The organism is Ruegeria sp. CG11 (assembly GCF_056537245.1).
The window spans coordinates 1-9,072 of record NZ_JBQFRE010000041.1 but is presented as its reverse complement, the minus strand read 5'-3'; the positions used below and the strand labels follow the sequence as shown (position 1 = coordinate 9,072).

Annotated in this window: 8 protein-coding genes; all 8 read right to left on the bottom strand. The window is 55.8% G+C overall.

Going from position 1 to position 9,072, the window contains the following annotated elements; all coding sequences use genetic code 11:
- Positions 1-410 precede the first annotated feature (410 nt).
- Positions 411-1,415 carry an ABC transporter ATP-binding protein gene (locus ACR0KW_RS23905; RefSeq protein WP_480807262.1) on the bottom strand — a complete coding sequence of 335 codons (1,005 nt, stop codon included), beginning with the start codon at positions 1,413-1,415 and terminating at the stop codon, positions 411-413.
- A gap of 1 nt (position 1,416) precedes the next feature.
- Positions 1,417-2,412, bottom strand: coding sequence for an ABC transporter ATP-binding protein (locus ACR0KW_RS23900; RefSeq protein ID WP_480807261.1), 996 nt, complete (start codon positions 2,410-2,412; stop codon positions 1,417-1,419).
- On the bottom strand, positions 2,409-3,323 hold the full coding sequence (locus ACR0KW_RS23895) for an ABC transporter permease (protein WP_480807260.1): 915 nt from the start codon (positions 3,321-3,323) through the stop codon (positions 2,409-2,411). The genes ACR0KW_RS23900 and ACR0KW_RS23895 overlap by 4 nt, the downstream gene beginning before the upstream one ends.
- Positions 3,316-4,257 carry an ABC transporter permease gene (locus tag ACR0KW_RS23890; protein ID WP_480807259.1) on the bottom strand — a complete coding sequence of 314 codons (942 nt, stop codon included), beginning with the start codon at positions 4,255-4,257 and terminating at the stop codon, positions 3,316-3,318. Before ACR0KW_RS23890 ends, ACR0KW_RS23895 begins: the two co-directional genes overlap by 8 nt.
- Before the next feature lie 59 nt (positions 4,258-4,316).
- On the bottom strand, positions 4,317-5,879 hold the full coding sequence (locus ACR0KW_RS23885) for an ABC transporter substrate-binding protein (RefSeq protein WP_480807258.1): 1,563 nt from the start codon (positions 5,877-5,879) through the stop codon (positions 4,317-4,319).
- A gap of 978 nt (positions 5,880-6,857) precedes the next feature.
- Positions 6,858-7,469, bottom strand: coding sequence for a transmembrane anchor protein (locus ACR0KW_RS23880; RefSeq protein ID WP_480807257.1), 612 nt, complete (start codon positions 7,467-7,469; stop codon positions 6,858-6,860).
- A gap of 12 nt (positions 7,470-7,481) precedes the next feature.
- Complete coding sequence (locus ACR0KW_RS23875) at positions 7,482-8,198, bottom strand: HupE/UreJ family protein (RefSeq protein WP_480807256.1); 717 nt, start codon at positions 8,196-8,198, stop codon at positions 7,482-7,484.
- A 49-nt stretch (positions 8,199-8,247) separates the two neighbouring features.
- Complete coding sequence (locus tag ACR0KW_RS23870) at positions 8,248-8,568, bottom strand: hypothetical protein (protein WP_480807255.1); 321 nt, start codon at positions 8,566-8,568, stop codon at positions 8,248-8,250.
- Between the last annotated feature and the right edge of the window lie 504 nt (positions 8,569-9,072).

The following is a 9,072-nucleotide window of genomic DNA, read 5'->3' as shown; positions in this document are numbered from 1 at the left end:
TGAGCATGAGTTCCTCGTCGGGTCGGACGGATGGTTCGCCGACCTGGATACCGACCATTCGGGCACGATTACGCTGGTTGATTTCAACCGCGGTAAATAAAACATGCAAAGCGATCGTTCGTGATTTCTTCCTCAAACGGTCGTTTTAGGCCGTTCTCACCACCATCAATGTCGGCTTTTTACGACGGTTTGCTTCCGTTAATGCGAAACGCAGATTCTGGGACTTTGGGATCTTCTCGAACTTCGGATGCGTCGCAGCGACAACGGGCAAACCGAACATGCGGCATAAACGCGAGACGAGTGACGAAAGCTCTGGTCTCATGCACTTGGATAGTGTTCAACCGTTGATAGGCCGGAGTTATAGAATCCCCGGCCCATCTAACACCAAGTTTTTCAACTGGCTCAGTTTTTCACTCGCGTTGCCCTAAAAGGTCAACTGTTTCCATAAGCTCCTCCGCTGGCCCCGGAAAATGACATGCGACAGCATGGTTGGTATCCAGTTGTTCCAGAGAGGGACGATCACGACGGCAGCGGTCCTGCGCTCTGCGACAGCGGGTCTGGAAGCGGCATCCGGACGGCGGGTCCATCGGACTGGGCGGATCGCCTTGCAACACAATGCGCTGCCTCTCTGCCTCAACGCGCGGGTCGGGTGACGGAACGGAGGACAGAAGTGCTTGCGTATAAGGATGCTGAGCGTTGCCGAACAAGGTTTCGGTTGCGCCCATTTCCATCACCTTTCCCAGATACATCACTGTCACATCGCTGCACATCTCTCGGACGACGGCCAAATCATGAGAGATCATTACCACCGTCAACCCAAGCTCCTGCTGCAAGGAAACGAACAGTTTCACGATCTGCGCCTGAATCGAAACGTCCAAAGCCGAGAGAGGCTCATCACAGATCAGAATCTCCGGCTCCAGCATCAAGGCACGGGCAATGGCCACACGCTGTCTCTGACCGCCGGACAAGGATCTTGGCAGGCGTTCTCCGGCGCTTTCCGGCAATCCCACCAAGTCCATCAGCCGGGCGATACGTTCGCGCCTCTCCTTGCCGCCGATACCATGTATCGATAGCGGCTCCTCCAGCGACTGATACACGGTTTGACGACGGCTCAGCGCACCCAGCGGGTTCTGAAACACAAACTGCATTTGTCTGGCTAACGCTTTGCGGTCTCTTAATCCGGTCTCCAAATCCTGACCCAGTATGCGTACACCGCCGGAAGTCGCAGGTTGCAGCCCAACCATCGCCCGCGCCAGCGTGGTTTTGCCACAGCCGGACTCACCGACGATCGCATGAAAGGCACCGCGTTCGACGGTCAGGTCCACCCCATCCACCGCCCTGACCATTCTGTCCGGACCACTACCCGGAAAATGAACCTTAAGGTCTCGGACCTCAATTGCAATTTGATTGTCCATCTCAGGCCCTTTCCAATTCTGCCTGTGCCACGTGGCAAGCCGTGATATGGGTCTCGTCGCCGAGCACTGGCATCAGAGAGGGGCGACTGACTGCGCAAACCGGCAATACACGCGAACAACGCAGATCGAATGGACACCCGGTGCGTAGCTTTGACTGATCAGGGGGGGAGCCGGGGATGCCTTCAGACAATTCACCCCCACTGGCGCGTAGGTTCGGGACCGAGGCCAGCAGACCTTGCGTATAGGGATGTACTGGTGCGGTCAGCACCTGATCCACAGTTCCACTTTCAACCACACGACCGGCATACAGCACAGCCACCCGATCTGCGACCGAGGCGACAACGCCGATATCGTGAGTGATCAATACTACCGCAATATTCTCCTGCTTTTGGATGTCCTTTATCAGCTCCAGAATCTGCGCCTGTACAGTGGCGTCCAGCGCCGTGGTGGGTTCGTCCGCGATCAACACCCGGGGATTGCCCGCCAAAGCCAGCGCAATCATCGCGCGCTGCAACATGCCACCCGACATCTCGTGCGGATAACGGTTGTAACGATCTTCAGGGTCTGGAATGCCGGTGCGTCTTAGCAGCCCCAAAGCGATTTCATAGGCCTTTGCCTTGTTAACGCCCTGCAACCGCATTGCTTGCCGCATCAATTGCGGGCCGATCTTCTTCATCGGGTTCAGGGCCGAGATCGGATCCTGAAACACGACACCAAAGTTGCGACCACGCAGATCGGCCAGAGCTCGATCTGACTGTCCCAGCAGAGATTGCCCGCCGCAGACGGCTTTGCCTCGAATATCTACGGACACACCCTCGGGTAGCAAACCCAATGGACCCAATGTCAGTACGGTCTTGCCCGACCCGCTTTCGCCGACAATGGCAAGTATCTCACCCGGCATCACTGCAAGTGAGGCTGTGTCAACAGCCCGGACCGAGACCTGCTCTGTATAAAGATCAATCACCAGATCCTCGATTTCAAAAACGGGAGCTGTCATGACTTGGCCTCCTGCGCTTGAATGTCTGTCTCTTCGTTGCGGCGCAATCTAAGCAGCTTGCGCAGGCGACGCGGGTTCAATGCACGCGGCACCTTTTGCAGCGCAAAATGCTCACCCAGAAGGTTAAAGCTGACCACAACCAAGGTCAGTGCCAGACCGGGCGCGATGACAAGGCGCGGATACTCCTCAAGATAGCTCATCCCGTCGACCAGCATCTGCCCCCATTCCGGCGTGGGAGGCTCTACCCCCAGCCCCAAGAAGGACAGCGTGGCAATCGCCAGCACCAATGCTCCGGCATCAGCTGAGGCATAAACAACCACCAGCGCCAACACATGCGGAAGGATGTGGCGCGAGAAGATACGTAGATGGCTTGCACCCATCATGCGCGCGGCTTCGATGTAGGGCTGGTGCAATTCGGACGCGACAACAGAGCGGCTCATCCGCGCATAGTTCGCCCACCAGGCCAAGGTCAGTGCCGCCACCATCGACCAATATCCGGGTCCGAAAATACCGATGAGCGCCAGCGCCATAATCAGGCTGGGAAGCGAAAGAACGATGTCGATGATACTGATCAACACCAGTTCGACCTTTCCACCGACATAGCCGGCGAACGATCCGATCACGACGCCGATCACTAACGCGAATGACAGCACCATGGACATGGCCACCAGAGACACCCGCGCCCCGTGGATCAACCGGCTGAGCATATCGCGACCCAGATAATCGGTGCCCAACCAATGAGCGGCGCTCGGGCCCTGAAGGATCGCGCCGTAGTCTTGTTTGGTTGGATCGTAGGGGCTCAGCGCGGGGCCGAATACAGCAACGGCAACGAAGAACAGGACCGGCATCAGCACCAGCCAGGGCCACTTTGTCGGTTTGCTTTTGAGGACCCATGATAGAAGGTTATGCATTTTTCTGCCTCCGAATACGCGGGTCGATCAGCATGCAGATGAAATCTGCAATCAGATTGATGAAGACGAAAAAGATGATGAAGAGCAGCAGGATCGACTGCATCGAAATGAAATCGCGGAACCGGATCGCTTCGATGAAAAACGCACCGACGCCTTTCAGCGCAAACACTGTTTCAACCAGGATCGCCCCGATCATCATCAGAGCCAGTTGCGCACCGAAAGTAGTAAGGTAAGGCACAGCGATATTGGGCAAAGCTTCCCGCAGTAGTACCCCGGATCGACCGTAACCTTTTGCGAACCCAGTTGTTGCGAAGGGACGCGACATCACTTCTTGCAAACCTACCCGCACGACACGGCTGAGAACGGCGCCGGGGAACATGGCAATGGTCAGGCAGGGCATCAGCCACGAACTTGCACCGACTCCGCCAAATGCGGGCAGCCAGCCCAAAGTCACCGAGAAGACTATGACCAGCATTGCGCCTACAAAAAAGTTGGGACTCGAGGCCGCCAAAAGTGCAAAGGCACGCAGTGCGCGATCGACGATCCCGCCATTGCTGATGGCGCCTGCTACCCCGATGCTCAGCGACATGATTAGGGTGATGATGCCACCCCAAAACATCAGCAGGCCGGTTACCGGCATCCGTTCGGTGAACTCCTGTGCAATCGGCTTGCCAGTTCGGAGCGAGTCTCCGAGATCGCCGGTTGCAGCAGAGGCCAGCCAGCGACCATAGCGCAGCGGCAGCGGGTCATTCAGGCCAAGTTCATCTTCGATTTGTTCAACGAGCTCAGCACTGGCAGCGGGCCCGGCAACGCGTTCGGCGATCAGCGCGGCCACGTTTCCAGGGGCCGCGGAGATCATCGAAAAGGTCAGCGCAGAGGCCGCCAGTATCATTAAAAGTGCCAATCCCGCGCGGCGGGCAAACAGCTTCAACATGTCGGTTTTCCTTCATCTCTGGCCCGGACACCTCTGCCCGGGCCAAGACATCACACAGATCAGTTCAGATTGATCCCAGCATGTGGAATGTCATAATCAGCGGCTGGCAGGGCAAAGCCACTGACCCGCGATGAATGGGCCCAAAGGCGCTGAGGCGCCACCAGAGGTGCTACAGCCGCGTTTTCGAGCAGCCATGCATGGATCTCTTGCATCGCTGCGCCGCGGTCTTCCCCGCCGGTTTCCAACGCTTTAGTGACAATGGGATCCAGGTCGGGATGTGCATAGAACTTCCCATCAGGTCCGCTGTCGACGTTGCTCAGGAACAGGTTAGCCAATGTGCCGTGTGGATCGTAGGGCGCACCATAGGTTGCCATGAAGGTCAGGTCGTATTCAAAACCCGGGCGGCGTTCGTGGATTGTGGCGTTGTCGACCGAAGAAACCGTTACCTTGATACCACTTTCCGAGATCATGCCCTGCACCATTTCGGCCAAACGGCGGGAACCGGGCAGCGCCTCGTCCGACACCATCAGTTCAAGCTCGAGCGTCTCACCGTCCTTGGTCCATCCTCCGCCGGATTGCTCCCACCCAGCCTCTACCAGCAGAGCTTTGGCGGCATCAATGTCGCGTGTCGGGATTTCATTTTGATCGCCACTGTCGGGGATCACGCCGGGGAACACATTGTTGATCGGATCTGCAAACCCCTCGTACAGCACAGCAACAATGGCATTGCGGTCGATCGAGTCTGAGATTGCCTTGCGCACACGTGCGTCCTGCAGTTTGGAAGACTTTGGCGAGAAAGTCAGCGAAACACCGGTTGTACCCTGCTCGGCCACAACGGTCGCTTCACCCGCTTTTTCCATCGCACGTGCGCGGCGCGGCGAGAGCGGTGAAACCCAATCACCACCAATGACGTCCAGATCGCCCGAGCGCAGACCATTCGAACGCGACAACTCGTCTGGAACGACTTTCAGGTCAATACCTTCAAAGCTGGGCGCATCCCCCCAGTAATGCGAGTTTGGAACCAGCTTGGTGCCAGCATTGTCATTTTCGACCACCATCCAGGGGCCAGTACCAACTGGCGCTGTTTGTTTGGCGTCACCATCCGCTGCATTCGGCGATAGGAAGCGAACCGGGCGGACAATACTTAGCTCTAACAACGCCACTGGTACGGGGCGTTTCAGGTTAATGATCAGGCCATGCGTGCCGTCAACTTCGATCGATTCCATCGCGTCGGACACGCCTATCCAGCTGAAATCGTCTTTACCCATCCAACGTTCCAGGTTCCATTTCGCGACCTCGGAGTCGAAGTCGGTACCGTCGCTGAATTTGACGCCCTCGCGGAGTTTGAAAGTCAGGGTCTTTCCATCATCAGATTCAGCCCATTCTGTTGCGAGGCTGGGCTGCAAGACACCATTGGGGCCGTAGTGCACAAGCGTGTCGAATACGAGGCTATACGTACTGAGCGCCGAAACATTGGTCAGCAGGTCCAGATCTCCGGCCTCCTGCGCGATGGCGATTTTCAGTACTTTGTGGCCGTCCGCGAGAGTCAGATTAGGCAGCACTGATAGGGTAGCGGCGCTCGCGGCGCTCAAAAGCGCGGCACGACGAGTAAGGGTGATCATTTTGAGTCTCCAAACTGTTGGTTCAGAAAGCTGGCGTCGAGGCGCCCAGCTTCAGATGTGATTATTGATTGCGCGTAGCGAACCCGTCGGGCGAGCACGCGATAACCAGCACGACGGAACGCCGGGCCGGCGCAATGCACGGAACTATCCGTGCTCAATCACCCAAGTTTTGGAGGATGGAAGATATCTGCGGAGAGCTCAAAAACCTGCGAGCTCTGTGATGACAAGCCATCCATGGACTGGAACCCACCTACAATTGCCACTGCAAACGACGGAAAAACAAACGGTACATCATGCACGTGTGTCGAACTGTGTTTAGCAGATGGTTTTGGTAGGGTGTTTTTTCCCTCGTTAGATGTTTCCGTGTCCGGAAGATGAGCTGCGTGGCGAGAAGCGAATTGCGCTCCCAACCCGGTCGGTTTTGGAGCAGTTTTTTCAACTGTCTCAGATTGCCGAACAGTGGATGGGTCCGTATGCACATGGAACCCGGACGAAAAGGAAGTGGTCAGGCAAATCAGTAGCAGCCCAAGAAACACTGTACGAGCTTTGTCTAAGACAACCCGCATATCGAAGCATGATCTTGCCCCTAAGCGTTCTAACCGTGCGACCAATTTAACTCCCATCTACAGGCGGCTTGGAGGTGAAGTATTTACCTTTCACATGGACAGCCTAAGGACGACAGGCAAACGCGTCCAATACTATCTTTTATTATTATGCTAAATTTCATTATGTCTACACTTTTTAATTATAGTTTAGGACAACAGGGGATTCCGGCGCTCTCAACACATTCAGTCTCTCTTCAAATGGGCCCGTGAATCTACCCATATTCCGGACAATAAACAGGTCTGTCTGCAATGATCCCGATGGGAGTTTACCCAATAGTCACAAGGCCTTTCCCAATGGAATGAGCTGAATTCAAAGGGAAGAACAGCGAAAAGCGGCCGTCGCGCAGAATATATGCGCGGCGGCTTGCTTTGTTTAATCGACAATCTCTCTGTAGTCGCCGCGGACCTGTACCATCACGGATACATCGCCGGAGTCGCGGTTGCGCCAAAACCAGCCGTGCTCACCTGCAAAGGCCGCTTCAATGGTGCCTTCGGCACCGGTCGATCCACGCCCCTTTTCATAGGTGATCGAGTTCCCGCCGCCGTGACCGTGCAGGTCGAAGTTGACCCGACCGCCGGTCACGACCATACGATACTCGGCCGCTGCACCTTCCTCCATGACCAGCTTCCACTCAGCCGACTCTCCAGGTGTGAGAATAAAGCTGGTTTCATCCTGCCAGACCTCGGCTTCTTGCGCATGAGCCGACCCGACAAACAGGCCAAGAACGTCGTTCAGCAAGCTCGACTGATCCTGGGTTTCAAGTTGCCGGTCGGCTTCGGCCTCGTCTGCAAGCTGCGTTTTGATTTCACCCATTTCTTGCAGCCCGAGCACTCGGCCCATGCCGGTCAGGTCGATCCCATACTCGGCCGGCAGAACCACCGTAACAAGGATCACTGCGGCGGAGGCACCTGCAATGACGGTCGAGCGGATAAGCTGAGCCGAGCTTGGCAGTTCCTCAAGACTTGGTCTTTCTGTATTGAACATTTCTGAACTCCTTTACGCGGCAACAAAATAGCCGGTGATCTGATACCCCATCAGGATGAACCCGAGGGTCATCATGACGACGTTTACGCTGTAAGCTTGTTGGAAGAAGTACGGGCTTTTGCGCCAGAACCCCATGACGATAAGGATGATTGCCAAGGCCGTAAGCTGGCCAAGTTCCACACCCACATTGAACGCCAACATATTGGCAAGAAGCCCTTCTGGAGCGATATCATAATCGAGGATTTTGGTTGCCAGCCCCATACCGTGAAACAAGCCGAAAACCAGCGTCGCGGCTTTGGTATTTGGTTGGAACCCCAACCAGCGCTGAAACGCGCCGAGATTGTCGAGCGCCTTGTAGACGACCGAAAGGCCGATAATGGCGTCGACGATATAGGCGTTCACGCCCCAGCCAAACCACACTCCTAAAAGCATTGTGGTCGAGTGACCGACCGCAAAGAGGCTGACATAGATGCCTACATCCTTGGCCCGGTAGAGAAAGAACACGACGCCAAGCAGGAACAGGATGTGATCGTAGCCAGTGACCATGTGCTTTGCCCCTAGATACATGAAGGGGATGATGTTCACGCCCCAGATTTCCTGGATGTAGCCTGCGTCGCCTTCGGTGACGTTATGAGCCAGCACCTGAGACGTGCTCAGCGCCAGATTGGTTATGATGAGGGCCAGAAGGAGCGTCGCGCGCCTGTCCAGACCCCGAGAGAATGGATTCATGGATGATCTCCGTTGTTATGTGATGCCGAAAACCCCGATTGGGGCGACGTCACACGCGCGGAGGCCGCTCTATACTGTTGTTCCTAAACGGGCCGCCCGGCACCCTGTCGAAGGCCCAGTCATCCGGGAGCGAGGCCAGTGACAGCGCATCGCCCGATTCCGGTATAACCATCTGGCCGTGGTCATGATCAGCGCCATCATGACTGTGCCCGTGCATAGCCCACAACAAATCTTCTTCAAAGCCATGGGTATGCCTGTGTTCCGCAATAATCTGCAAATGCTCCTGCACGGTTTCGATCACCGTCGGAGCATGCCCCGAGTTTGGCTGTAGCGACCACACGATCAAAGACAGGCAGACCAAAGCTGCCATCGCGTTTTGCGTATATCGCTGAACTGCCCTCACGCTTACAGGTGCCTCTGCGGACTTGTTGTATCCCCTCCCGGAGGTTATCTCGACTTATATGGCAAATCCACAAAAACACGCAAGCCACCCGGCACTCGTCGCCCGGCTGAAACGCGCCGAGGGGCATCAGCGGTCAGTAGTTGGTATTGTTTGCATTCTTTTGAACCTTGGTATCAATGTAGAGTTTGGACACCACAGAAAATCTAAGGGGTTGGTCTTGGTCTGATTGGCTGCTTCGGAATCAACGTTTCGAGTGTTTTCGATTGCGGCGAAGGCCTGTTTACCGCCCCTCTCGGCGAGCAACCGATTCTACCTCTATGATGGAAACCGCCTACGGCCTGCTCTCCCGAAATCACCTCATGTTGATTCCAGTCTGTAATCTAGGGTCAGGATTCATAACCAGTAGATGACGGTTGCTGCGAGCGCGATGACAGAAAGGAATACTTTGGGACAGCGGTCATAGCGGGTTGC